This window comes from Desertivirga arenae, from assembly GCF_017355785.1.
Taxonomy (GTDB): domain Bacteria; phylum Bacteroidota; class Bacteroidia; order Sphingobacteriales; family Sphingobacteriaceae; genus Desertivirga; species Desertivirga arenae.
On sequence record NZ_JAFEWE010000003.1, the window covers coordinates 107,165 to 133,510 of the forward strand.

At 38.0% G+C, this 26,346-nt stretch carries 21 protein-coding genes; all 21 read left to right on the top strand.

All coding sequences use genetic code 11. The features are described from left to right. The first annotated feature begins 494 nt into the window (after positions 1-494). Positions 495-623, top strand: a complete 129-nt coding sequence (locus tag J4N24_RS25700) for a hypothetical protein (protein ID WP_256439361.1) — start codon at positions 495-497, stop codon at positions 621-623. A 154-nt stretch (positions 624-777) separates the two neighbouring features. Next, complete coding sequence (locus tag J4N24_RS07420) at positions 778-1,140, top strand: HTH domain-containing protein (protein WP_242691555.1); 363 nt, start codon at positions 778-780, stop codon at positions 1,138-1,140. 552 nt (positions 1,141-1,692) lie between these two features. Beyond that, the gene (locus J4N24_RS07425) at positions 1,693-2,445 is read left to right on the top strand and encodes a polysaccharide biosynthesis/export family protein (RefSeq protein WP_207533041.1); all 753 of its coding nucleotides are present in this window, start codon (positions 1,693-1,695) and stop codon (positions 2,443-2,445) included. Between the two features lie 43 nt (positions 2,446-2,488). Next, positions 2,489-4,738, top strand: a complete 2,250-nt coding sequence (locus tag J4N24_RS07430) for a GumC family protein (RefSeq protein WP_207533042.1) — start codon at positions 2,489-2,491, stop codon at positions 4,736-4,738. A 427-nt stretch (positions 4,739-5,165) separates the two neighbouring features. Next, entirely contained in the window at positions 5,166-5,690 is a 525-nt protein-coding gene (locus J4N24_RS07435; protein WP_207533043.1) for a UpxY family transcription antiterminator, read from the top strand. Positions 5,691-5,721: 31 nt separating this feature from the next. After that, entirely contained in the window at positions 5,722-7,161 is a 1,440-nt protein-coding gene (locus J4N24_RS07440) for a lipopolysaccharide biosynthesis protein (RefSeq protein WP_207533044.1), read from the top strand. Continuing rightward, the gene (locus J4N24_RS07445) at positions 7,158-8,324 is read left to right on the top strand and encodes a DegT/DnrJ/EryC1/StrS family aminotransferase (RefSeq protein WP_207533045.1); all 1,167 of its coding nucleotides are present in this window, start codon (positions 7,158-7,160) and stop codon (positions 8,322-8,324) included. The genes J4N24_RS07440 and J4N24_RS07445 overlap by 4 nt, the downstream gene beginning before the upstream one ends. A 43-nt stretch (positions 8,325-8,367) precedes the next feature. After that, on the top strand, positions 8,368-9,231 hold the full coding sequence (locus J4N24_RS07450; protein ID WP_207533046.1) for a glycosyltransferase family 2 protein: 864 nt from the start codon (positions 8,368-8,370) through the stop codon (positions 9,229-9,231). Positions 9,232-9,251: 20 nt separating this feature from the next. Further along, on the top strand, positions 9,252-10,352 hold the full coding sequence (locus tag J4N24_RS07455; RefSeq protein ID WP_207533047.1) for a glycosyltransferase: 1,101 nt from the start codon (positions 9,252-9,254) through the stop codon (positions 10,350-10,352). Positions 10,353-10,557: 205 nt separating this feature from the next. After that, the gene (locus tag J4N24_RS07460) at positions 10,558-11,550 is read left to right on the top strand and encodes an O-antigen ligase family protein (protein WP_207533048.1); all 993 of its coding nucleotides are present in this window, start codon (positions 10,558-10,560) and stop codon (positions 11,548-11,550) included. A 100-nt stretch (positions 11,551-11,650) separates the two neighbouring features. Beyond that, positions 11,651-12,922 (top strand): DegT/DnrJ/EryC1/StrS family aminotransferase, encoded by a 1,272-nt coding sequence (locus tag J4N24_RS07465; RefSeq protein WP_242691556.1) that lies wholly within the window; start codon positions 11,651-11,653, stop codon positions 12,920-12,922. After that, positions 12,906-13,499, top strand: coding sequence for a sugar transferase (locus J4N24_RS07470; RefSeq protein WP_207533049.1), 594 nt, complete (start codon positions 12,906-12,908; stop codon positions 13,497-13,499). Before J4N24_RS07465 ends, J4N24_RS07470 begins: the two co-directional genes overlap by 17 nt. A gap of 9 nt (positions 13,500-13,508) precedes the next feature. After that, positions 13,509-14,573 carry a glycosyltransferase family 1 protein gene (locus J4N24_RS07475; protein WP_207533050.1) on the top strand — a complete coding sequence of 355 codons (1,065 nt, stop codon included), beginning with the start codon at positions 13,509-13,511 and terminating at the stop codon, positions 14,571-14,573. A 49-nt stretch (positions 14,574-14,622) separates the two neighbouring features. Next, a complete protein-coding gene (locus J4N24_RS07480) occupies positions 14,623-15,732 on the top strand; it encodes a glycosyltransferase (protein ID WP_207533051.1) in 1,110 nt (369 codons plus the stop codon). A 58-nt stretch (positions 15,733-15,790) separates the two neighbouring features. Beyond that, entirely contained in the window at positions 15,791-17,659 is a 1,869-nt protein-coding gene (gene asnB / locus J4N24_RS07485) for an asparagine synthase (glutamine-hydrolyzing) (RefSeq protein ID WP_207533052.1), read from the top strand. Positions 17,660-17,671: 12 nt separating this feature from the next. Continuing rightward, positions 17,672-18,769, top strand: coding sequence for a glycosyltransferase (locus J4N24_RS07490; RefSeq protein ID WP_207533053.1), 1,098 nt, complete (start codon positions 17,672-17,674; stop codon positions 18,767-18,769). 311 nt (positions 18,770-19,080) lie between these two features. Beyond that, positions 19,081-20,166: an NAD-dependent epimerase gene (locus J4N24_RS07495; RefSeq protein ID WP_207533054.1), complete on the top strand. Its 1,086-nt coding sequence runs from the start codon at positions 19,081-19,083 to the stop codon at positions 20,164-20,166. Between the two features lie 572 nt (positions 20,167-20,738). Beyond that, positions 20,739-22,106, top strand: a complete 1,368-nt coding sequence (locus J4N24_RS07500; protein ID WP_242691557.1) for a pectate lyase family protein — start codon at positions 20,739-20,741, stop codon at positions 22,104-22,106. A 379-nt stretch (positions 22,107-22,485) separates the two neighbouring features. Beyond that, positions 22,486-23,883, top strand: a complete 1,398-nt coding sequence (locus tag J4N24_RS07505; protein WP_207533056.1) for a pectate lyase family protein — start codon at positions 22,486-22,488, stop codon at positions 23,881-23,883. A gap of 222 nt (positions 23,884-24,105) precedes the next feature. After that, entirely contained in the window at positions 24,106-25,248 is a 1,143-nt protein-coding gene (locus J4N24_RS07510; protein ID WP_207533057.1) for a glycosyltransferase family 4 protein, read from the top strand. A gap of 31 nt (positions 25,249-25,279) precedes the next feature. Further along, the gene (locus J4N24_RS07515) at positions 25,280-26,329 is read left to right on the top strand and encodes a GNAT family N-acetyltransferase (RefSeq protein ID WP_207533058.1); all 1,050 of its coding nucleotides are present in this window, start codon (positions 25,280-25,282) and stop codon (positions 26,327-26,329) included. The last annotated feature ends 17 nt before the right edge of the window (positions 26,330-26,346 follow it).

Below are 26,346 nucleotides of genomic sequence, written 5' to 3' on the forward strand. Positions count from 1 at the left end.
AAAACACTAATTGCTATTGTTTATACCATAGTTCTTTACTAAAAAAAATTCATTTCTTGCCTTCTTTCCTGCAGATCAATTTAGACTGTTAAAGAAATTAATCCATAGGAGAAATTTGGTATTAGAGGCCGGTAATAAATCGAAATGGAGGATTCTGAAGAAAGCGGCACTGCAGATCTTTAAAAACTACTATTTGAGAAGGTATATTGAATGAAGATATCTTCCCTGTCAAAATCTACAAAGTTTTTAACTGTTGGTTACATCCTCTGTTTCTTATGAAGATCCTCCTTTTAATGCTACTGACCGCAATCCTCTCAATAATCTCTGTACTTCAATATGTTATCAATTTTTCTCAGATCACCCGTACTTTTTTTAATTCTGTGAAATTTTTGCGAAAAATACTTCACATTTTTTACGAATTTTTAATAAGTTTGATTTGTATCATTAGAGTTAATTATATTTACATTACAAACTTATACATCTACTTAACACTTATGGAACATGAAATTACTAACTCCATCTTGACCAGGTATCGAGGATACAATGGTTTGAAAGGTTACCTCTACCTGACAAAAGACCGCTTGAGCTTTAGTGATGCTAATACAACTAAAGTTTATTATTAGCTTACCCAGCTCATTAACTTAGACAATTAACTAATCACCAAATTTATGTAACCATAGAATAGATTATTTAAGCAGCTTATTGCCCTGTAGCTGTTTAAACCAGTAAGAGATTAACTGTAAATTCAATATTGGCTATTTTATAAAAATTATTAATATGCATTACGGAGAAACTGTAGAACTAGTGGTTCGTCGTGATAACATCAGTATCAGCGAACTTTCAAGGCGTCTGAACGTGAGCAGACGATCTATTTACAATTGGTTTTCGCAGGAAAATTTAAACTTTGAAATTATTTGTAAGATCGGAGACGTGCTCAGTCATGATTTTTCTGTTGAATTCCCTGAACTTTTCACTAAACACCATAGGCTCGGCCAGGTAAAGTACTTTAATGACTCGCGTATGTCTGATTTTGCTGAAGATTCTGTGCAGTACTGGAAAGACAAATACATCAACTTACTTGAAAAGCATAATGATTATCTGCGTCACGGCACACAAAGTGTTGCTGCATTTAATTATTAAGGTTTAAACAAAGTCCATGAATTAACTTTACACTTTCACTAATTTTCTATTTGTTAATCAGAAACAGATAGAAAACATTCCGGAAAATACCTCCACAGCCCTGCTTACCAGTAGGGCTGTCTTTGTATTATCAGAAGTGATCAACTTAAGGAGAACCGGAACACCACCATAAATATCGTTCAAATCAAACTCATCACATTTACTTCACAAAAGCAAAAAAGGGCTTAATCAAATCCTGCACAAATTATAACGGATAAGGGTAATTCCTACAAAATGATAAATGTTATTACCATTAAAAGGGAAAAATTAGCGGCTGTAAAGAAGCTTCACAATGGCTATAGCAGTCTAATAATTTTTGAACTTCCAACAAGTGATTAAAAAATACACTAATCAAATTTTATCACAAAAGAGGGGAAAAAATGCATTGTATCGTTAATTGTACAGCCTATACAACTTGATTTACATTCCGGGAAAAGTGTGTTTTTTTTCTCGTTTACTATCTAGATTTGAATCGTCAATAGAAAGCAAAGTACTACCTATAAAATACTACCTATGAAAAACTTTTATCTTTTCCTGGCACTATGCCTTACCGGATGTTCGGCTTCCAGGAACTTGGTTTACTTCAGCGATCTTAATCAAAAGTCAGAAGGAAATGAAGTAGTAGTTGCAGAACTTGAACCTAAAATTCAGAAAAGTGATCTACTAAATATCTCGGTTACTTCATCCAGTTTAGAGTCTAATGTTTTATTTACTGCAAACGTAACAGAATCAAGGAAAGGAAACTATGAAAAAGAGGGCTATCGCGTAAATAAAAATGGAGAGATAAACTTCCCGGTAGTTGGAAATGTTAAATTAGAGGGATTGACTATAGACCAGGCTCAAAAAGCATTAACAGCTCAACTGGGTAACTACGTAAAGAAACCTATCGTAAACGTTCAATTCCTAAACTTTAAAGTTACTGTAATTGGCGAGGTGAACCATCCTTCAACTCTACAGGTTAACAGCGATAAAATAACCCTTCTAGAAGCACTCGGAATGGCTGGTGATATGACAGCTTATGGCAAGCGGAATAATGTATTAGTGATTAGGGAGATGGGAGATAAAAGAACAATGGCCCGTCTTAACCTGAATAAAAAAGAAACACTTACATCTCCTTACTTTTATCTACAGCAAAATGATGTGGTATATGTAGAGCCAGATAAAGCAAAAGCATTGGAGTATAGCAGGAGCAATACCTTCAGGCCACTGGTAATAGCAACTATCTCGGCAGTAGCTGTCATTACCACAGCTTTCATACGTAATTAACCAATACAAGGAAAATACACCTATCTACCTAATATTCTACCATATGAAAGAGATCATGACCTATGTTAACCGGTGGTACCTATTCGTACTGGCCATCGCGATAAGCCTCACATCCGCCTTCTTCTATTTAAAATTTGCTACACCAATTTATAAAATCACAAGTACCCTGCTTATTGAAGACAATAAAGAGAAGGGAAATCAAGTACTGCAAGGTACTCCGTTCAGCGATCTCGATATGTTTCGGATGGCAAAAACAGTAGATAATGAAATTGAAGTATTACGATCTAAAGACCTTTTAGCCAAAGTAATAAAGTCTTTAGACTTACAGGTAACTTATAAGGTGCAAAACGTATTTGTTAAAAAGGAACTATATGGAAAAAAATTACCTGTTCGGGTAAATATTCACAAGTTGGAACAAGCTGCTTATTTAAAAAAACTTTCAATAGAGGTTATTGATAAAGAGACTTTTATATTTAATGACGGTGAAAATAGAACCAGATATAATTTTAATCAAAAAATACGCAGACCCGAGTACACCATAAGTGTAGGAAAAGGGCCCGATTTTAAGACTGCTGCCGCTGAAGTGTTCTTCCAGTTTAACAATCAGAAACAACTAACAGAGTCTTATAACCTATCCAGACTTATCATCATGCCTGTAGTAAAAGATGCAAATACGATTGTATTAAGCCTGGAAGACGCAGTACCTCAGCGAGGAGTGGATTTTCTGAACACCTTAATTGCCATGTACAACCTCCGCGATGTCAATCAGAAAAACATCATTGCAAGAAGTACTATAAAATTTATAGATAATCGCTTAAGATATCTTACAGGAGACCTTGCGCAAGTTGAAAAAGACGTTGAAAACTATAAGCAGCAAAACAAGGTAACAAACATCTCTGCAGACGCTGAACAAAGCCTGCAGCATTCGGGAACTTATGATCAGCAGCTTGCAGCCGCAGACATCCAACTAAATATTGTAAGCTCCCTAGAAAACTATTTAAATAAAAATGATGACGGGAATGGACTCGTACCCAGCACTCTTGGACTTCAGGACGCAACTCTCTTATCTTTAACAAACCGCTACAACGAACTTCAACTGCAGCGTCAGCAATTATTGCACACAGCAAATGCTCAAAACCCCCTTGTGTTAAATATTTCAGAACAGCTGGAAAAAATAAAGATCAGCTTAAAGGAAAGTTTAAAGAACGTAAAACGAGGTTTATTGGTACAGCGAGAAAACTTTGCTTCGAAGTATGATGACCTGGATTCAAGGATCAGATCTGTACCAGCTATAGAACGGGGATTGCTTGAGCGTAGCCGGGAAGAATCAGTTAAACAAACCCTTTATCAATATTTGCTTCAGAAAAGGGAAGAAGCAGCTTTATCCATCTCTGCTACAATACCTACCTCCCAAGTAGTTGACAAACCTTCATTCGGAAGCATGCCTGTATCTCCTAAGCGTCAGCTAATCTACCTTGCAGCTTTCCTGATAGGATTAATCATCCCTGCCTCAGGAATCTACGCAAAAAACAAGCTGAATTTTAAAGTAAAGGATATGAATGAAGTGGAGTTAATACCTGGCGCAAAAATCCTTGGAGAATTGTCTCATCAACCTCAAAAGGAGCCTCTTGTTGTCCAACGCGGCAGCAGAACTACTATATCCGAACTATTCCGTTACATACGTAATAACCTGAGATTTATGACCACTGATGGTAAAAATCAGGTACTGTTAATTACTTCCGGTATACAAGGCGAAGGAAAAACCTTCTTCAGCATCAACCTTGGAGCCACCCTTTCATTAACAGACAAGAAAGTTGTCTTACTTGAATTTGACTTGCGGAAACCTGACCTTCTCAATAATTTGAAGATTAAACAGCAAAAAGGCATAGCTGAATATTTAGTTTCAAGTACAATGTCTGTCGATGAGATAGTAAGACCCTCACACATACTGCCTAATGTCTGGGTGATTGGCTGTGGACTGCCGCCTGAGGATCCTTCAGAACTATTGTTAAGTCACAAGATGGAAAAGCTTTTTGACAGCTTGCGACAAAAGTTTGATTATATCCTTATTGACACGTCTCCCGTTGGTCAGGTATCCGATGCCTTTAGTATTGCGCCTTATGCTGATTCAAGCATCTACCTTATACGGTACAACTACACAAATAAGTTACAGTTAAAGGTGTTGGAAGACATTTACGAACAAAAGCGCTTTAACAACCCTATGATTGTATTTAACGACGCTAAGGTGAACAACAGAACTTATGCGTATGGTAACTCAAAATATGGAACATAATAACCAAATATAAATCGCAATAGGCCCTGCATCTACCTAAGGGATAATTAAGTACAAAGTTGTGTTAGAATGGTGAGGGGGCAGCGTTGGGCTGCCCTCCAAACCAAACCTTGATACAGTATTGATCAACAAGCAAGAACTGTATCCTTAGAAACTATTGCCTGAAATTAGCCTGGATAGTATCTCTTCCAGCGCAGGACAAGAAGGTGGGAAGACAAGCAGAAAGAAATTGAGTTGAACCAAGCTCATAAGTAAAAATAGTCATGTAAGTGAGTTGGCGAAGCTGTATTCCGCCTCCAATCATGATTACCCATAAGAACCCTTCTAATTAAGGGAGCTCCAAAAAGCCTCTAAAAGAAAAAATTTGATCATGTAAGTGAGTTGGCGAAGCTGTATCAAGACTCAAAGACAATATTGAAATCTACCTATGGAAACAAGGACCTTTAAGAAGCCCGAAAAAAAATGGTTAGCTGTTTATACGCGACCACGCTGGGAAAAAAAGATCGATCATCTTTTAAAAGAACAGGGAGTTGAGTCGTTCTGCCCGGTTCGAAGAGTTGAAAGCCAATGGGCTGACCGAAAAAAAGTGGTTGAACTCCCGCTTTTTAACTCCTATGTCTTTGTGAAAGTTGATCCCAAAGAAGAATTAACAGTGCGGCAGACAATTGGCGTACTTAACTTCATTTACTACATGGGAAAACCCGCTGTATTACGAGAGTCAGAAATGGAGAATATTAAACATTTGGTGGACACCCAAAACGATATTGAAGTGATAAGTCTATCGAACTTATCCGTGGGAGATCGTGTGATGATCAAAAGCGGTATCATGAGCAAGCAGGAAGGAGCCGTTCTAAAGATAAATGGCAAAAATGTCCTGATGGTATTTGATAAACTTGACTTCGCTGTAGTTACGAGGGTAGATCTTGCAAATCTTACACCTGTAACCTACTGATTCTTAATCAGTATCCTTTTAACACTAGATCATGAGTTTAAGAGAGAAAACGGTATCAGGCATATCATGGTCTTTGGCCGAGCAGTTCGGCAGTAAAATAGTTGGCTTCGTTATATCCATTATTCTGGCAAGATTACTGCTTCCAGAACAATTTGGTCTGATTGCAATGCTTTCCATTTTTATTTCCATTGGAAACTCTCTGATGGACAGCGGACTAACATCTTCCCTAATCAGGACAAACGACGCAAACCAAAGGGACTATTCGACAATTTTTTTCTTCAATCTTATTGGAAGCGTCCTCATTTATTCGATTATATATATAGCTGCACCTTTGATATCCGGCTTTTATAAACAGTCTTTATTAACCAATATTATCCGGGTTTATAGTATATCCTTTATAATCAACGCATTCTTTTCCATCCAAAGTACGCGATTGACTAAAGAAATGAACTTCAAGGCACAAACGGCTATCAAAGTACCATCTTCAATTGTCGGTGGAATTTCAGGAATAGTAATGGCAAAAATGGGACTAGGAGTGTGGAGCCTGGTGGCCATGTATCTCTTAAACTCGTTTTGCTCAACCCTGTTGCATTGGATCTACTCCGATTGGAGGCCCAGCTTTTTATTCGACCGTAACAGCTTTAAAAGACACTTCTTTTTCGGTTATAAAATGACTATTTCCGGTCTACTAGAAACGCTCTATCAAAATATTTATGTTGTTATTATCGGAAAGAACTATCCGGCATCTCAATTGGGTTTTTATTCCAGGGCAGACACCATAAGTCAACTCCCTATTAGCAATATATCCATTGCCATCAATAAAGTCACTTATCCGGTTCTGGCCAAGATTTCAGACGACAGTTCAAAATTGAAAGAGGTTTATCGCCAATTGCTTCAACAGATAATATTTTGCAACACACCAATCTTGATTTGTCTATCTGTGATTGCAGAGCCCTTATTCAGGTTTCTTTTAACGGAAAAATGGCTTACAGCCGTTCCGTATTTTCAGATACTCTGCCTGGCCGGCATATCTTATCCACTTCACTCATACAATCTAAATATATTAAAGGTAAAAGGCCGTAGTGATCTTTTACTTCAATTGGAATTAGTAAAAAAAGTAATAAGCATAGTCGGAATTATATGCGTAATCCCTTATGGAGTTTTGGGTTTACTGTATTTTCAGCTTGCATTCAGTTTCGTAAGCTACCTTATAAACTCCTTTTACAGTGGTAAGATTATTAATTATCCTGTGAAAGAACAAGTGGCAGATGTTTACCCATCACTACTCCTTGCCTCAATTGCCGGGTACATCTGCTATTTGTTCGATTTTTACCTGAGCTACTATCAGGTAGTAGATCTTGCAAGAATAATAATTAGCTCATTCATATATTTTGCAGCCTACCTGGGCGCAAGTTACCTGCTAAAACTAACAGCAATAACCAATCTAAAGCATCTAATCCTACGAAAATGATCCCTGTAACAAAACCCTACCTTCCTGACCTAAAGGAATTTGATGAGTATATCGCTAGTATTTGGGAACGTCAATGGCTAACTAATAATGGACCATTGGTAAACGAACTTGAAATACGACTTAAGGAGTATCTGAATGTTAATCATATGCTTTACGTCTCAAATGGAACGATTGCATTACAGATAGCAATTAAAGCTCTTGGTCTTAAAGGCGAAATCATTACTACTCCCTTTTCATTCATTGCTACAACAAGCAGTATCGTTTGGGAAGGATGCGAACCAGTTTTTGTTGATATCGAAGCAGACACTTTTAACATAGACCCATTAAAAATAGAAGAGGCTATTACTCCAAAAACATCAGCTATTCTGGCTACACATGTTTTTGGGAATCCATGTAAAGTTGAAGCGATACAAAGGATAGCAAACAAGTATGGATTAAAGGTGATTTATGATGCTGCCCATTGCTTTGGCACAAAATATAAAGGCCGGTCAGTCTATGAGTACGGCGACATAAGCACAACCAGTTTCCACGCAACAAAACTGTTCCATACAATTGAAGGAGGCGCCGTTTTTACCCAGAACCCAGACCTTTTAAAAAGGATGGTGTACATGAGGAACTTCGGCCACCACGGACCAGAAGAATTTGTTGAAGTAGGAATCAATGGCAAGAATTGCGAACTCCATGCTGCCATGGGACTATGCAATCTTAATCATGCTGATGAGATCCTTGCAAAGAGAAAACTTCTCTACGAATATTATCTTAAAAGACTAGCTAACGTTAAATGCTCATTCCAGCAACTGGAAGCTAACCAAATATATAATTACGCTTATTTCCCTGTTGTTTTTGAGAGTGAAGAGCTGATGCTTAATTGCATGAATGAACTAAAGAATGAGAAAGTATTTTGCAGAAGGTATTTCTATCCTTCCCTGGCAAGCTTACCTTTTCTTGATAAAACAGAAATGCCTGTTTGCGATAGTATTGTAAATAGGATCCTCTGCTTGCCATTGTATCATACTTTAACCACTGTAGATCTTGACATGATCTGCCGCATTATACTGCGCGTTCAGAACTACAGCGAGCCAAAGGTATTCTCCGCAGAACAACAAGAGCAGATTATGATTGAAAAACAAATTGATGACCTGCTTCGCGACTTTAGAGTATAAGTTCAAACCCTTTCGATAATTCCATAACAATACTGTAAAACCTATGAAAGACGATCAAAATCAGATCACCCTTAGTGTCTGTTGCATTACTTATAATCATGAAAAATATATCGCCGAATGCATCGAAAGCTTGGTTGAGCAAAAAACAACGTTCAACTATGAGGTTGTAATAGGAGAGGACTGTTCCACCGATAATACGAGGCAGATCATCCAGTCTTACTGTGAAAAATACCCTGACAAGATCAAACTAATCACTTCAAATAAAAATGTTGGGGCCGTAAATAATCAGGTACGGGTACTAAAAGCTCTAAAAGGCAAATACATTGCAATGTGCGATGGGGATGACTTTTGGACAGATCCAGATAAGCTTCAAAAACAGGTAGACTTTCTTGAAAGTAACACTGATGTCGTTATTTGCTGCACCTATTCCCGGGTAATCGATGATGATGACAATCTCGTATATGAACCATCAGGAAACCGACCGTTTGAATACAATTATCAGGACCTCCTGGAAGGGAAGAGAGAAGAAACCCGCATTAGCTCCGCGGTGATTAGAAATACTACTATTTTTAGGCAGATGTTGGAGAATGACTGGTATTATAAGTCTTACGGTACCGATGTATTAATCAAGCTTTATATGACCGGGCATACGGGGGGTAAGATCTATGTTATTCCGGAAATAACAAGCTGTTACAGACTTCATCTTGGAGGAATTTATAGTATGGTTAATCCTAAAGCCAGGAAAAGGAAACTTCTTAACGACTTTAATATTCTTGTGAACCATTTTCCATACGACAGCCAGCAGAAAAAGCAACTTCTAAGGAAATACTTACGTGAATTTTTTGTATTTGAATTAAAGGACTCAAAGGTCAGAAAGGCCCTAGCGACAATATCGAGTTTAATCTAAAATCCCAATAACACCTTGTTATGAAAACGAAGCTAGTATTCGTGGTTAGCTCACTACGAGGGGGTGGGGCAGAGCGTGTAGTGAGTACCCTTTGCAATTGCTTAAGTAAAGGCACATTTCAGGTTACTATAATTTGCTTGATAAAAACTGAACATGCATACAGAATATCTGAGAATGTGAAAGTAGTTCAGTTGGTTGAGAGGAAGTTTGATACAAAAATATTCTTTCGTTGCTTGTATGCAATCCTAACGCTTACAAGACTAATCCTTACCCTTATAAAAGAGAATCCAAAATGTGCAATATCTTTTATGACTACAGCAAACTTGTGGACCGGGCTTACCTGTTGGCTAGTGAATGTTCCCTATTTTGTGTCTGAACGAATAACTCCCGATTATACTATCCATCAATTTAACAGATTTGTTAAGTGGTTCTCGTATCAGGTATATAGAAAATCAAAAGCTATTGTTATTCCCGCAAAAGGCATTGAAGACTGTTTTAAAAAGTATAAAGCTTTCGAAAAAGTAACTAATTTCCAAACCATACATAATCCCGTAGGCAGGTTGGGACCAGGTTCTCAAACTCCAATTTATGATCGGCAATTTATCCTCGGGGTTGGACGACTTGATCCTCAAAAAGGATTTGACTTATTAATCGATGCCTACTTTAAGTTGCAACCGGTTCACCTGGATCTTTTAATATCAGGTGATGGCCCCGAAAGAACAGCGTTACAAGATAAGATTAGAAGGTATGGCTTAGAAAGTAGGATAAAGCTTATTGGCTTCAAGAATAATATCAGCAGTTATTATCAACAAGCTGAAATGTTTGTCCTATCGTCAAGAAACGAGGGCTATCCGAATGCGCTTGTTGAAGCTATGAGTTTTGGTTGTCCCGTTGTAGCTGCAAATTGCGAGTTTGGACCATCTGAAATAGTAATAAATGAAAAGAATGGCCTGCTAGTGAGACCAGAAAGTTCTTCGGCTCTACTTAAAGGAATCGAGAGATTGATTAATGACCCAATATTAAAATATAGAATTTCTCAGAACGCCATCATGATCAACGAAACTAACTCGCTTGATGCTATTTCTAAAAAGTGGACAAATTTAATCCTCAGTCATGTTTAAGAAATTTCTCATTCCCCTGTTGATGTTTCTGTATCTCTACACTTTGACATTCAATATCTTTATGACTAATCTCATAAGAATTCCTTCCCCCATAGCGTTTGCCTTACCTTTGGTTTTTCTTTTCCGGCAGAAGGATTACAAGTTTATATACATACGGGAGACTTTTGTTTTTCTCATTACAGCAATGCTTTTACACTTGTTTGCATTGGAAAGTGTAAAAGCATTTAGCGTCTTCATGATAATCACCGTTTCTTGCTCGCTATATTTTAACTACTTCATTGGAGAGAGTAAAGAGAGATTGAAATTATCAATACGGATTTTCTTTGCGCTACTAGTCTTATCCGCATTAATAATGGTGGCAAACCATGTCGAACCAGCAAAGATCATTGTCCTTCGTTCCCTTCTTGTTGGAGAACCCGTACAACAATCACCGTCAGGCATAACACCCTGGATATTTTCATTTGGATTTCAAATTGCAGCTTTAACAACTTTTGCGGTAGTAGCATCTGCTGTATATAAAAGGGCAATACTATTTCAGGCAATAGTTTTTACCTCGGCGTTAACACTTCTTCTTCTAGGGATGAATAGATCGGCATTTCTAGTATTTGCTTTAGCTGTGGGGCTATTCTGGTTACTCTACTTCCGGTTCAAAACTGTTTTAATAATTGGCTCGCTACTGTGCATTGCTGTTGTATTAAAATCTGAAATTGCAGCACTGTCAACTGGTAGACAACAGAATATTCTAGCCAAGAATAGTAACAAGATAAACGAAAACCGTTCGTCTCTAACGATAGAAAATTTGAAAATAATAGAAGACTACCCTTTAGGAATTGCTTTCTCTGGCAAAACCTGGAACCAGGTAGCTATACATAACCCGGCATTTCGGATAGGAGAGACTGGGCTGGTCACTTCCCATAACGGCTATTTAATGTTTATTACATATTTAGGAATTGTAATTGGAAGTCTGTTGTTATTCCTCATCTATCAGAACGTTTTTAAGATATTTATTAAGGTGATAAAAGGCTTAAAAGATCCAGACAACGCTTTGTTGGCAGCTCTTTGCTTTTCGCTAATGGCCATATCTGTAAATTCATGTTTTCATAACGAATCCCTTCTCGCAGGAAGTGGACCTATTCTTTTCTTATACTTCAGCGTTTTGCACCTATCAAAAATTCAGAGCAATGAGGCTCTGGTCTGAAAGACCTGATAATAATTAACGATTTTCTAACGAGGGCATATTGATAATCCGTGGATCTAAACAAGGAACACGAGTGATATATACCTATAAAAAGACTAAAATGATGAAGATTCCCTTTTCTCCCCCGTTTATTGACAAACATGTTATAGATGAAGTTGTAGACACGTTGCAATCAAATTGGATTACAACAGGACCTAAAGTGAAACAGCTTGAGCTGGAGATGACCAAACTAACAAAAACACAAGCGGCAGTTTGTGTAAATTCGTGGTCTTCAGGTGCTTGTTTAACGCTGAAATGGTTCGGATTGAAAGAAGGCGATGAAGTAATTTTGCCAGCTTATACATACTGCGCCACTGCACTAAGTGTAATTCATTGCGGTGCAAAGCCGGTAATTGTTGACATCCTTGATGACTTAACTATCGATCCTGAGGAAGTAAAAAAAGCTATAACTCCCCGTACGAAAGCAATCATTGCAGTAGATATAGCCGGCTTACCATGCAACTATGGGGCTTTAAGGTCTATCATACAATCACCGGAAGTCAAGAAACTATTTAATCCAGAAACAGAGAAACAGTGGCGTTTAGGACGAATCTTATTAATTGCTGATGCTGCACATTCTATTGGGGCTAAGGTAGATGGATTACCAGCCTCTTTGCAGTCAGATATTAGTATCTTCTCTTTTCACGCTGTCAAAAACCTTACAACAGCAGAAGGCGGATGCGTTTGCTTAAATCTCCCTTGTCATTTTAATATCGAAGAAGAATATCGCTTTTTAAAAGTTTTTTCATTAAACGGTCAAAACAAAGATGCTTTTACTAAGAATAATGGTGGCGGTTGGCGGTATGATGTTTTGTACGCTGGTTTAAAAATTAATATGCCCGATATCTGTGCGGCAATAGGTCTAGCACAAATCAGGCAATACGAAAACTTTCTTTTTGAGCTACGAAAAATCATTGCGCATAGATACAACGATGCATTCAAAAACAGGGACTGGTATATTCAACCAATACTTTCGGACAAAAAAAGAGAAAGTTCCTACCACATTTTCCCATTAAGAATAATAAATGTGAGCGAACAGCAGAGAGACAGTATTATTCAACGAATAATGGATAAAGGAATAGTGGTCAATGTTCACTTTATACCCCTGCCAATGTTATCCATATTTAAAAGTCTGGGTTATTTGATGGAGGATTGTCCCAATGCCTATCTCCAATACTCTTGTGAAATTTCCCTTCCTATCTACCCTCAACTAAAAGGAGAAGAAATTAATTTTATTATCAACACCGTAATTGAGGAAGTAGAAAGGGAATTCGAGATGGAAAAAATCTCAAACCCTGCTTATCTGACAAAAAACTATGAAAAGAGTATTTGATCTAATAGCATCAGGCTTTGCTCTCCTGCTTCTTTCACCAATTTTAATTGTTATAGCAATCATAATTATTGCTGATTCAAAAGGGCCAGTGATTTTTAAGCAGACGCGGGTTGGCCAACATGGAAATGATTTTAAGCTTCTTAAATTCCGTACCATGCGGGTTAACAACTCTGATAAGATTCAAATCACAATCGGAAGCCGCGACAACAGAATCACTAAAGCGGGATACTGGTTACGGAAGTACAAGATTGACGAATTACCTCAATTATTTAATATTCTTAAGGGGGAGATGAGCATTGTCGGTCCCAGACCAGAGGTTAGGAAGTATGTTAATCTTTACAACGATGAACAACAAAGGGTGCTCATGGTAAAACCTGGATTAACGGATTGGGCTTCCATTGAATTCAGAAATGAAAGTGATCTTCTTGCTAAATCCTCAGATCCAGAAAGCTTTTATATAAAAGAAATTATCCCGGCCAAGCTATTAAAAAACTTAAGCTACATCGAAAAGAACAATCTGTGGATAGATTTCACGATCATATTAATGACAATAAAAAAGATCATGTTCGTCCGATAGCATTAGACGATGAAAAAACTTTACTTTTTAGATTGGCCTGACTATAAATACAAGTCAGATAGCCACCCATTATATCGTTGGAAAAAAAAATTAAAAGACCATGGTATTGATGTCCGCTTTTGCTATGATCATACTAAAAAGGAGCTTAAAAATATAGATTATCTTTTTATTCATTCCCGTTACTTCGATAAAGGTTGGCAAAATATCGCTTTCCGTAGTTCCCAGAACGAAGCGTCCTTGATGAATTACTTAACCGAAATGAAAAGGTACGTTGGCAAATTGATTTGGTTTGATACAGCAGATTCGACTGGCTCTTCCGATTTTCCGATCATACACCTCGTGGATGCTTTTGTGAAAAAGCAACTTCACAAAGATCTGAATATCTACTGCAAACCTGAGAAATTGAGAACCTGGATTGAAACTAGTGCTTCTGATAAAGAAAACACTTTCGATCCATGTCATCCGCTTCAATTATATAAGATAAAGCTCGGATGGAATATCGGATTGAAGGATTATAGATATTTCGGCTATAAAATGAATAGATTAAGTAATTACCTAAGCTATTCAATTTACCCTAATAAATATCATCCAGTTGATATTGATAGAACGTTTGACCTGACTTTTCGTGGCTCTATCCCTAAAAGCAATGGCAGCGAAATAGCCAGGCAACGCACTTTCGTTATGGAACTAATTAATTCTATAGAGAGAAATAAGTTGACTGGGCTTCCGGTAAGTAAAAAACGCTATCTGAAAGAGTTACGACAATCGAAAATCTGCATAAGTCCATTTGGTTGGGGAGAGATTTGCTATCGGGATTTCGAAAGTTTCATTTCGGGTTCGCTATTAATTAAACCAAGAATGGACCATTTAATAACCTATCCAAATGTATATAAAGAGAACGAAACTTATTTGCCCGTATCATGGAAATTAAATGACCTCCAACCATTAGTGGAATATTCTCTTGATCACTATAAAGACATAAAAAAAATAGCCCAAAATGGGCAAGAACTTTATCGAAAAACCGTAGCAGACGGCGAGGCATTTGTAACATTGATAAAAAACATACTCAATTAAGGGGACTAACCAATTTATCTCTCCAAACACCATAATTATTATTATATCTATGAAATGCAAAGTTTGGTTCATGATGAGCCATGCAAGGGCAGGCGGTGCAGAAAGAGTATACTGGATTCTTTCGCAATACTTCGACAAATCTAAATTTGAAGTAAGTTTAGTACTTCTTGACGCTTCTCGCCCTTTCTTCTCTACTAATTTAAAGGATGTTTCGATTATCTATCTTAAATCTCAAAGGGCTTCGAAGGCGTTTTTCAAATTATGTAAGTTAATTAAAGAAGAGAGACCTTCCGCCATATTTTCAAACGGCTCACATTTAAATATTTTAATGGCTATGGTTTCGGTATTTGCCCCTATACCTTTATTAATAGGAAGAGAGGCTAACGTTCCCGAAGAACATGCAAAGCAAGGATCCTTTAAAGACTTTTTCTGGGATAAATTCCTTTCTCTGGCTTATAAAAGAATAGGGTGGGGAATATGTCAATCCGAAGAAATCAAACGGTCCCTTTCCCGGAAATACAGGATCCCTTCGAAGAAACTGACCATTATTCCAAATCCGGTACTTGCAACACCTATCAGGAGATCAAGTGGAGGTTTAAATGGACGAAAACTAATAGCAGTGGGGCGGCTATCTACCGAAAAAGGACTTTTCCGCCTGATCGATATAATAAAGAATTTACCAGAAGAATATACCCTGAGTATTGCTGGAGATGGGCCTCTGAAAGACTCTTTGCAAAAAAAGATAAAAGAACTAAATCTTGAAGATCGGATAACGTTACTGGGAATGATAAAGAATGTACAGCAAGTGATCTCTGAACATGATGTCTTAGTTCTACCTTCATTTTCAGAAGGATTTCCTAATGTTGTACTAGAAGCTCTTTCTGTTGGCGTACCAGTTGTCAGTTTTAAAGTTAGTGGAATCTCTGCTATGATAGAACATGGTTTTAACGGCTATGTCGTTAGTCAAAACGACTTAGAGGGTTTTAAGAAAAAGATCATACTTGCCATTGAAAATGATTGGGATATTCAATCAATTAAAGCAGATGTTAGTGCAAAATTCGGTGTACATAAAGTCGTCAAGATGTACGAAAGTCTTGTACCCACCGCCTTAAACGGCCTTCCGTTAAGCCCAAAAATCGCCGCTGAATGGCGCGATTGATTTTCCACCCGTTTCAACTTATTAGTTCTACTATAAAATTCACCTACCTATAAATCCTATGTGCGGAATCTACGGCTCAACTACCATTCATACGTTGGAGATATTAAAAGAAAAAATGGCCCGAATCAACTTTCGCGGACCTGATTACTCCGGTATACACCATACTGAAGATATTATCCTTGGGCATAATCGCCTCGCCATTATTGACCTGGACTACCGATCCAATCAACCCTTTATTTTTGAACATTTATCTATTGTCTTCAACGGTGAAATCTATAATTATCAAGATATCAGAAACACACTTGCGAACAAAGGCTATAAATTCCAAACAACATCAGATACCGAAGTGATTTGTGCTGCATATCTGGCGTTTGGACCCGAATGCCTGCATCATTTCAACGGAATGTTTGCCTTTGTAATTTACAATTCGAAAACAAAAACTCTGTTTGGAGCAAGGGATCGCTTTGGTAAAAAGCCCTTATACTATTATCATAATGGAGTAGATTTTGAGTTTGCGAGCCAGCCCTCACAAATTAAGATCGCCCGAAATTTAACCGTAGATACCCAGGCTATCAATGAGTACTATATTTGGGGTTATATACCAGAGCCAAGATCAATTTGGAAGGAAGTAAAAAAATTACCTGCAGCTCATTCCTTTACCTATAATTTACAGACGGGGGAATTTCTGATGCAAAAATACTGGGATTTGGAACAGAGTCCCTCTTCGCGGTTTAGTGGCACTTATAATCAGGCGAAGGAAGAACTGTCGGAGTTACTTCTTGACGCGGTAAAAATCCGGATGTTTGCAGATGTCCCTCTCGGAGTTTTTCTTTCAGGTGGAGTAGATTCTTCTCTTATAACAGCTCTGGCTACTAAGAATACCAGTAATCTTCAGACTTTTTCAATTAAGTTTCATGAGCAAGGTTTTGATGAGAGCCCTTATGCAAAGCAAGTAGCAGACCATTTAGGAACACAACATAATACAATTGATTGCAACTATAACGAAGGCATTAATCTGATAAAAAATTTTGGACAATACTATGATGAGCCATTTGCCGACTCAAGTGCTATTCCCTCATTGCTATTGAGCAAGTACACTCGTCAACGAGTAACAGTCGCTTTAAGTGGAGATGCAGGCGATGAGGGATTTATAGGATATTCACGATATAAATGGTTTAAGATGGTAAGTCCGATTTTCACTTTACCTCTTGTTGTTAGGCATCTTATTGGATCGACCGCCCGGATGTCACCTAACTATGTCCATAAACTTGTTGGGATGGGTATATCAGTGAAAGACTTAAATACGCTTTACAAAAAGATGTTTGGCGGAATGGAAAATTCGTGGGTAAAGTTTCAGGAAGCGGGTTTGAACTCTCCGTTTACCACACTTCTCATGAATAAATCGAAACCCCTTGTAGAGAACCTGGCTGACTTTGACATTAAAACTTACCTAAACGGCGATATAAACACTAAGGTGGATAGAGCCTCGATGGCATTTTCTTTAGAATCACGTTCTCCATTAATGGATTACCGGGTTATCGAATTCGCAAGAAGCTTGCCTCTTGAATATAAATACAATGGAAAAGTCCAGAAACGAATTCTCAAAGACCTTCTATACCAACACGTGCCAGCGAAAATATTTGATAGGCCAAAAGCTGGCTTCACTATGCCTTTTAAAGAGTGGTTTAGAAACGAGCTAAAAGAGTACGTGCTTGATAACCTGTCTAATAAGGAACTACAAAATATACCAGGCATTAATATACAAAGAACAGAAGAAATTATTAAGGAGCATATGACGGGAAAGTGGAACCGATATCCCCAGATATGGAAACTACTGGTTCTTTCACAATGGCTTAAACAGCAGAAGGAGGGCTCTTTAGATGCAAACTTTATACAGAGCGCAGCTAACAATAACCAGTTTGTCTAAATCTATCAACTTATGAAATCTCGAGTTCTATTTATAACACCAAGCCTAACGAAAGGTGGTGCAGAAACGCAGCTTATAAAAGTTGCGAGATTCTTAAATAGCAAGCAGTTTAATGTAATGATAATTTCACTTAAACCTATTCATCAATTTCAACATTTAAAGCTGGAGGAAGAAGGAATAAAAGTGCTCCTTTTGGACAATTGGCCGGGGCGTTTTACATCGAATGTTAGAATGCTTTATAAGGCTGTAAGATTGTTTCGGGCGGAGATTGTAGTTGCATTCATGTTTATTGCGATTATCTTTGCGAGGATCCTTAAACTATTCCTGGGATTTAAACTTGTTTCTACTATTCGTATTTCCGTAATTAAACCTAAGTGGTATATTCCATTTAAACTCACCTCCGTTCTTGATGATATTATAGTATACAATTCCAAGGCATCAAAATTTAATTTCGAAAACAAAAGACTGGTAAATAAGCCCGGGATAGTGATATACAACGGAATAACTATTCCTGAATGGAATTCACCCGAAGCGGAAAACCACGATAAAACTTTTGTTTGGATTTGTATCGGTCATTTTAAATACAACAAGGACTACCCAACTCTATTTAAAGCTGTATCCCGTCTGAAGGATCACAATTTTAGGGTAGATATTCTCGGGAGATATGACGACCAGGAATGGCCATTTAAGATGATCGAGGAGCTGGGAATCGAAAATAACGTCCGATTGCTTGGATTTAGACCCAATGCAACTGATTATCTCAAAACTGGCGATGCTTTTGTTTTATCCTCATATTCTGAAGGAATGCCAAACGGAATTCTGGAAGCTATGGCCTATGGTAAACCAATAGTAGCTACTAATATAGATGGAAATAATGAGCTTTTGACAGAAGCTGAATGTGGCTTCTTATCACTACCATCAGACCCAGAGGACCTTGCAGCGAAAATGCTTGAGGTGATGCAAATGCCACCAGCCCGACGCTTTGTCCTTGGCAACAATGGCCGCAAGTTCATAAGCACCAATTTTGCTGAAGAAAAAGTAATGTTAGACTGGTTGAACCTGATTCAAGATTACAAAACTGAAGACCTCTTATTAAAACAACTAGCATAGTTGCAGAGTGGGTGCTAAGGCCCGCTAAGCTTACATCACAAGAATAGTTACGATTCTCCGGTATCTAAATAAAAGGAAACATTTTCAATAAGAATCATTCAACAAGAATTTAAGGAGCATCTCCTTCATAGGTGTAGGTAGAGGCATCTGCCCTGGAAGGAAACCAGGGCGATGCCATACTTTTCCATGAAGAAGGTCCTTCATCCAAAAGGTCAAGAAAGGATAGAGGAGAATTAATATGTTCTCCTGCTATCCTTGATCTTTAACCACGAACTAGCCAATTCAATTTTAGTAATATATCTATAGAAGCTATGAAAATTCTAATTACAGGGACAGCAGGATTCATCGGCTATCACCTAGCACTGCGTTTATTGGACCGTGGCGATGAGGTAGTCGGTATCGATAATATCAACGACTACTACGACGTAAACTTGAAGTACTCCCGACTTGCAAATTCGGGAATTAAAAAAATAAGAATACTCTATGGGCAAGCGGTACAAAGCACAAAATATCCGGGTTACAAATTCTACAAACTTGACCTAAATGACAAGGAAGGATTAAATGAACTGTTTAATAAACATGGATTTGACGTTGTGATCAATTTAGCTGCTCAAGCCGGAGTTCGCTATAGCCTTAAAAACCCTCAGGCTTACATCGACTCTAATATCAGCGGCTTCCTTAATATACTTGAAAACTGCCGAATCCATAGCATTAAGAACTTATTATATGCAAGTTCTTCAAGTGTTTACGGATTGAATAAAAGAATGCCATTTTCTGTTACTCACAACGTAGATCATCCGGTATCTCTTTATGCAGCTTCTAAAAAAAGTAATGAGCTAATGGCACACGCATATAGTAATCTGTTTAACATACCTACTACTGGCCTTCGTTTTTTCACAGTCTACGGCCCGTGGGGAAGGCCAGACATGGCCCTCTACTTATTCACTAAAGCGATTCTGGAAGGTAAAGCAATTGACGTATTTAACAACGGAGAACTTAGTCGTGATTTTACTTATATAGATGATATAATAGAAGGAATTGTGAAGGTTGTGGATAGCCCTGCAAAAGCTACTATAGAATGGGATGGTTACCACCCTGACCCTGCTTCCTCACCCGCGCCTTACCAACTATTAAATATTGGTAGAGGTGAACCTGTAAAGCTCCTTGATTTTATCACAGAATTAGAAGATGCAACAGGTCGAAAGGCGAAGAAGAATTATCTCCCTATGCAGAAAGGTGATGTTTCGTCAACCTGGGCAGACATCAGGAATTTGGAAGCAACGTTCGGTTATGAAGCGAAGACATCCATTAAACAAGGAATAAAAGCCTTCATTACTTGGTTTAATGACTATTACTACGCTCAAGAAAAGGATTTAGAACTTGCAAAGACCGAGTAAAAGCAGTTTTTCTGACTATCCTGGTCATTAATTCAGCACAATGTTGATTTTTTCCCCAGATTTTCATACAAAAGAATTATCGATTTTCAAAGAAAAAAAAGAGGTTTTTTAGACAAAAAGCACTTTTTAAGAAATCTTAGTAAAAATGATGACATATACATGAAATAATAATGACAACCGCGTGACTTTCTACCAAAATAGTGTGCAACACGTACTAGCTAATGCGAGAAGAAATTTCGCTGTTTTGTTTTTCTGAAAAAAAAATAAAGAAAATAGCGCAATTTGTGCTTGCATAAACCTTAATTATCTGTTTAGACGTTCAACGTTCGAAGAACTAATTATGTCACTATAGTTAAAAAAGGTAACACCTAATTTAAAGAGCAACAATCAAGGTTTATTAACACAAGAAACAACTAAAAAAACCGAAAGTCCTAATAGCACGATCTTAAAAAAAAAAACTGATTTTCATACTGTGCAGGTGCGTATCCTAACTAAAGATTACCCCGTTAGAAGGAGTGTAATTTTTTTTAAACAGTATGAAAAATATGAGTAATTTAAAGAGTAAGGGGTCAATGACAGTTCTAATAGCTGCAGCTTTATTGTTCAGTCAGTGTAAAAAGGATGAACAGGTTTATACTTCAGAAACAGAACCTATATCAGCGCAAACAATCGCGGCAACTTCTGCAACTACTACAGTTCCGCAACCTATTGACGCTACTAAAGCAACTTCTGACGGAGGCTATGCCTGGAGAATTAGAAGTGTTGCATTTGGGGTAACCGGAGATTCCGGCACTAACGCTACTGCTTCCACTGTAAGGATTTTTGAAAATGGTGTTGAAATAGGGCCAGCACACACTCCACACACAGACATTAGAACCTCAGGAAAGGGTAGATTTAGTCATTGGGGAACAGATCTATACTTCTCAGCTTCTGACAATTCAAATCCAACCACGAACGGAAAGAAATACACTTTCCTAACAACAAGTGGGTCGTTAACGACAGCTGCTCCAACAACCCAGACCCCGTCAACCCCAGATGCATTATCGTTATCAAATTTAATTGGATATGCTAATGTTGGTGGTAAAACTACTGGTGGACAGGGAGGTTCAACTATTACAGTTACCTCATTCTCTGCATTAAAAAGCGCAGCAGAATCTTCCGCTACACTTATTATAAAAGTGGCAGGAAAAATCACTGGAACTGGGAGCTTGTATGTGAAGTCTAATAAAACTATTATTGGCGTAAACGGGGGTACCTGCGAAGGTTTCGGATTTAGAGTTTATGATGTTTCTAATATCATCTTTCAAAATCTAACCATAAGATACGTAGTAAACAGAAATGATGATGACTGCATTAATATTAAAAATGGCAATCACGTTTGGGTTGACCATTGTGATCTTTATGCTGACAGAACCCATTCCGACTGGGAGTATTATGACGGTTTAATCGATATTTCAAGACAATCTGATTATATCACTATCTCATGGAATAAACTTCATGATAGTAACAAGCCTGTTTTAATTGGTGCCGATGACTCAAATACTGGAGACGTTGGACGCAACAGGGTTACATTGTACAAAAATTATATATATAATGTTTCTGAAAGAAATCCGAGAGTACGATTTGGCTACGTACATGTTTTCAATAACTATATGAAAAACGTGAGCGGATATGGAGTTCTTTCATCCATGGGAGCAACTGTTGCAGTAGAAAAAAACTATTTCGAAGGTGTATCTACCCCTATCAGAACTGACGTTGGTGCGAAACCTGGCTATATTAGCAACTTGAGTACAAATAAGTTTGTAAGCTCCGGCTCCAACAAAATTACAACTTCGACATCAACTTGGACTCCCGCTTCAATTTACTCCTATAGTGCTGCAGTAATTGCGGTCGACCAAGTACCTTCGTTGGTATTGGCAGGAGCAGGCCCAAGAAACTAGTCTTCGGTGTAAAAGAGTCCAGATCATTATTTTGCTTAAACTTTCAAAGCTGCCTTCAGGCGGCTTTGAAAGTTTTTAATGTTTCTGATATGGGGAGAACAATTTCTAAAATCTTTTAGTATAAAATCCTTCTGATGTTTCAACGTCTAATAGTTCAGCAGCCTGCGAGAGTTTTCTACACCCCTTAACTACTAACAACGAAGAGGTAGAATCACAATAGGGAAAAAGTACCCACATTACACAGATATACGCCTTCGGCAACTCATATTATTGCACATAATGAAAATCTTTATAGCAATGGCACAATTGTTTAACCTCTCTTTAAGATCGGCGATACAAATAACCATTTATAAAGTTTTAAATTATGTTGTACAAAAAGATGAGCTTTAGAATTAAGAGTAGTAATTTCTTTTTATTATCGGCAATTCTGCTGTTTTCTAAATGCAGCAAGGATCCTCAAATGGAAGAAAATCCGGCTTTAGTAGAGATTCAATCCGGGACTGTAAGTGCAGCGACAGCAAGTACTCTTCTGCTACCGCCAACTCAAGTGAATGTGCTGGATGTTTCAGGTGCTATTAAACAAGGCAATAGCTATCAACTGTATAATTTGAATTTGGAAGTCGACGGGGATTCAGATCTGAATCGTTCAAAATCAACCATTAGAATTTTTGAGAATGGAGTTGAACTTGGGCCGTCACACTCCAGGCATACCGAAATAGTATCAGATGGTAAAGGTCGTTTTAGCCATTGGCGTTCAGATCTTTATTTTTCTTCATCTGACAATACAGATCCGCGAATAAACGGAAGGAAGTATACTTATGTAATTAGTAGTGATCCGGTTTCTCAACCAACCAATAACACTGATACTTCGGCTGAGCCTTTAGCCCTTTCAAACCTTATTGGCTACGCCAATGTTAGTGGTAAGACAACAGGAGGCCAGGGGGGGGCAATAGTAACAGTTAGTTCTTTCTCGACTCTAAAAAGAGCTGTCGAATCAAATACTCCAATGACAATCAAAGTTTCTGGAAGGTTATTTGGAATGGGTAGCATAAGCGTTAAATCAAACAAGTCCATTATTGGATTAAAGGGAGCAACATGCGAAGGCTTTGGTTTCAGAATTTATAATGCATCAAATGTTATTATTCAGAACTTAACAATCAAGAATGTTATAAATATTAACGATGATGATTGCATCAACATAAAGTCATCACACCATATATGGGTGGACCATTGTGATTTATCTGCCAATAGAAGTGTTTTAAATTGGGAATATTATGACGGGTTAATTGACATTTCCCACAGGTCAAACTATATCACGCTATCATGGAATAAGCTTCACGATAGCTATAAACCAGTTTTGATTGGTGCTGACGATGGGGATGTTGAGGATATCGGCCATTCAAAAGTTAGCCTATACAAGAACTACTTCTACAACGCCACAGAACGACAGCCTAGGGTAAGGTTCGGTACCGTACATGTGTTTAATAACTACATTAGAAATGTGAATGGCTACGGTATACTCTCTTCTATGGGAGCGATTGTGGATGTCGAAAAGAACTTCTTTGAGAAAGTATCCACTCCAATCCGAACTGACGCTGGTGCAAAACCGGGCTATTTAAGCAATATAAATACTAATAGATTTGTAAACTCGGGGCCAAATAGAATCACAACGCCCGCTTCTTCCTGGACGCCATCCTCCATTTACGCATACAGTTCAAGTGTTATTCCAGTAGACCAAGTACCTTCAGTGGTACAGGCAGGCGCAGGCCCAAAATAGTAAGCATATTTAAATATGCTTACTATTTAAAACTCTCAAAGCACTTCGCGTGGCTTTGAGAGTTTTAACCATTATAGTAGAGAGTAATTATTACATTTCATTTTTCTAACGGAAGGCTAAAGCTTTCCCGTTCTACTGACCAACATCCTTCTTTTCCAATACCGGATTAAACTTGACCCGAACTTACAGAAATGCACCCGTTATTATTTAACCCATCAGCTTATGAATGCAAAACGAGTACTCATTGCTTGCGACACACCTAGAACAATACTTGAGTTTAGAGGCAAACTAATAGAAGCAATGTCCTTGAATAACAAGGTATATGTTTTTACACCTGTCATAGCGCAGGAATTTATCAGGAAAAAACTAGAAAGCTTTGGGGTAACTATCATCGAAACAAGTCTTAATGGCAGTAATGTCTCGGTGTTCTCAGACTTGAAGTATATCCTTAAACTTTTCAAAGTTATCCATTCTTTGAAGCCAGACGTATTTTTCCCCTATACCTTGAAGCCAGTAATATATGGATCATTAGTAGCCAATTTTTGCCGGGTAAAACTCGTTGCACCAATGTTGAGCGGACTGGGGTACAACTTTGCTGACAGTCAATCCAAAAATACTATCGTTAAAAAAATAACACGTGCTCTCCTAAGAAAGAGCTTGGATAAACGGAACAAAATTCATTTAATCCTCCAGAACAAAGATGACTATAAAACACTGCTTAATCAGAGAATTATAGATGAGAATAGCAAGGCTTTTGTCGTTAATGGTTCAGGAGTGGACTTGAGTCATTACGACTATTCTGTTCCGGACTCCCATAACATCAGTTTTGTTATGATTGCCCGTCTTATCAATGCTAAAGGAATTAACGAGTACTACAAGGCGGCTAAAGCAATAAGAAGCCAGTTCCCCCAAATTAGATTTAAGCTGGTAGGCTCGTACGACAATAATATCGATTCTATTGATAAGTCTCTTTTTGAGGAAATAAAAACTTCAGGAGTACTTGACTACATAGGCCAGGTAAATGATATAAGACCGCACATAAAAAGAACTTCAGTAGTGGTTCTACCTTCATATTACGGAGAGGGGGTACCAAGATGCATTCTTGAAGCACTAGCCATGGGCCGCGCGGTAATTACCAGCGATTCTGTTGGCTGCAGAGAAACAGTTAACATAAAAGCAGGAGCTACCAATGGTTTTCTTGTGCCTGTTAAGGATATCCCATCCCTTGTTGCTAAAATGGAGTATTTTATACTTAATCCCAACGATATAGTAAAATTCGGCATCAATGGAAGAAAGTATGCTGAAGAAAAATTTGATGTTCAACTAGTCAATAAGCAAATGCTTAAGATAATGGAACTCATTTAATAGCCACCAGACAATTCACATCACTAAACCCATGAACACTTTTCTAACCATTAAGGAGAAACAACACTGGAATCATTTTATCAAAAGGGCCATTAGTTACGATGCGTACCACCTTTGGGAGTATCATGACATAGACCCTAGCGGCGAGCCTGTGCTCTTTGTTTTGCAAAAAGGCCATTTGTTCATAGCGCTTCCGCTAATTAAACGCAGGATTCCCGATTCGACATTGTATGACCTTACTTCAGTGTATGGATATGCAGGCCCTGTATCTAACGAAAGATTTGAGAACCTTTCAGAGGGCCTCTTGCAGGAATTTAAGGATTCCTTTATGGACTTCATGACCAAGGAAAACTGTATAAGCGTTTTCTCGCGCCTGCATCCTTTTATTAATCAACGCCTTCTGCTAAGTAGGTTTGGAGGAATCTACGAAAACGGGAAAACATTATACGTCGACCTTACTGTCCCATACCAAGATCAAATAGAGGGCTATGATAAACGACTTGCTAAACAGGTCAGAAGTCTGAAATCCAGAAATTATAAGGTGGTAGAAAGTAGTGACCGAAAGGCAATCCGACAATTTGCTGAAATGTATACGGAGAATATGTTAAGGGTAGGTGCCTCAGGAAGTTACTTTTTCAAGGAAGAGTACTTCGCGAACCTTCTTGAATTAAATCAAGAGACTAGTACACTGATGATGGTTTATGATCAGGGGATTCCGACAGGAGGTGCTCTTCTTCTACATTCAAAGGATATTATAAGGCAACATCTTTCAGCCACGAGTATAGACTACTTGAAAGAGTCGCCAAGCAAATTTATTACAGACGAGGTAAGCTTGCTTGGACGCAGGATAGGAGCCCGGTACTACCATATGGGCGGGGGAGTAGGAGGGCAAGAAGATTCTCTTTTTAAATTTAAAGCGTCTTTTACAAAAACTACCCTCGACGACTATACCTGGCGATTCATAGCAGACAATAACGCATACAATGCGTTGGTCGAAGAGAAGGGAGCGGCCCGGTTAAAACAAGGTTTCTTTCCCTTATACCGCAGCAGAATAGCTGAAACAGCAGAACCTACAGAGTAACCCGCTTTTTCCAAACT

Excerpts from the sequence above, each read along its gene's own strand:
- J4N24_RS07475 (WP_207533050.1), top strand. The coding sequence starts at position 13,509 with ATGAAAAAACTTTACTTTTTAGATTGGCCTGACTATAAATACAAGTCA.
- J4N24_RS07425 (WP_207533041.1), top strand. The coding sequence starts at position 1,693 with ATGAAAAACTTTTATCTTTTCCTGGCACTATGCCTTACCGGATGTTCG.
- J4N24_RS07445 (WP_207533045.1), top strand. The coding sequence starts at position 7,158 with ATGATCCCTGTAACAAAACCCTACCTTCCTGACCTAAAGGAATTTGAT.
- J4N24_RS07465 (WP_242691556.1), top strand. The coding sequence starts at position 11,651 with ATGATGAAGATTCCCTTTTCTCCCCCGTTTATTGACAAACATGTTATA.
- J4N24_RS07500 (WP_242691557.1), top strand. The coding sequence starts at position 20,739 with ATGACAGTTCTAATAGCTGCAGCTTTATTGTTCAGTCAGTGTAAAAAG.
- J4N24_RS07515 (WP_207533058.1), top strand. The coding sequence starts at position 25,280 with ATGAACACTTTTCTAACCATTAAGGAGAAACAACACTGGAATCATTTT.
- J4N24_RS07450 (WP_207533046.1), top strand. The coding sequence starts at position 8,368 with ATGAAAGACGATCAAAATCAGATCACCCTTAGTGTCTGTTGCATTACT.
- J4N24_RS07440 (WP_207533044.1), top strand. The coding sequence starts at position 5,722 with ATGAGTTTAAGAGAGAAAACGGTATCAGGCATATCATGGTCTTTGGCC.
- J4N24_RS07480 (WP_207533051.1), top strand. The coding sequence starts at position 14,623 with ATGAAATGCAAAGTTTGGTTCATGATGAGCCATGCAAGGGCAGGCGGT.
- J4N24_RS07430 (WP_207533042.1), top strand. The coding sequence starts at position 2,489 with ATGAAAGAGATCATGACCTATGTTAACCGGTGGTACCTATTCGTACTG.
- J4N24_RS07470 (WP_207533049.1), top strand. The coding sequence starts at position 12,906 with ATGAAAAGAGTATTTGATCTAATAGCATCAGGCTTTGCTCTCCTGCTT.
- J4N24_RS07435 (WP_207533043.1), top strand. The coding sequence starts at position 5,166 with ATGGAAACAAGGACCTTTAAGAAGCCCGAAAAAAAATGGTTAGCTGTT.
- asnB (WP_207533052.1), top strand. The coding sequence starts at position 15,791 with ATGTGCGGAATCTACGGCTCAACTACCATTCATACGTTGGAGATATTA.
- J4N24_RS07455 (WP_207533047.1), top strand. The coding sequence starts at position 9,252 with ATGAAAACGAAGCTAGTATTCGTGGTTAGCTCACTACGAGGGGGTGGG.
- J4N24_RS07420 (WP_242691555.1), top strand. The coding sequence starts at position 778 with ATGCATTACGGAGAAACTGTAGAACTAGTGGTTCGTCGTGATAACATC.
- J4N24_RS07505 (WP_207533056.1), top strand. The coding sequence starts at position 22,486 with ATGAGCTTTAGAATTAAGAGTAGTAATTTCTTTTTATTATCGGCAATT.
- J4N24_RS07510 (WP_207533057.1), top strand. The coding sequence starts at position 24,106 with ATGAATGCAAAACGAGTACTCATTGCTTGCGACACACCTAGAACAATA.
- J4N24_RS25700 (WP_256439361.1), top strand. The coding sequence starts at position 495 with ATGGAACATGAAATTACTAACTCCATCTTGACCAGGTATCGAGGATAC.
- J4N24_RS07490 (WP_207533053.1), top strand. The coding sequence starts at position 17,672 with ATGAAATCTCGAGTTCTATTTATAACACCAAGCCTAACGAAAGGTGGT.
- J4N24_RS07495 (WP_207533054.1), top strand. The coding sequence starts at position 19,081 with ATGAAAATTCTAATTACAGGGACAGCAGGATTCATCGGCTATCACCTA.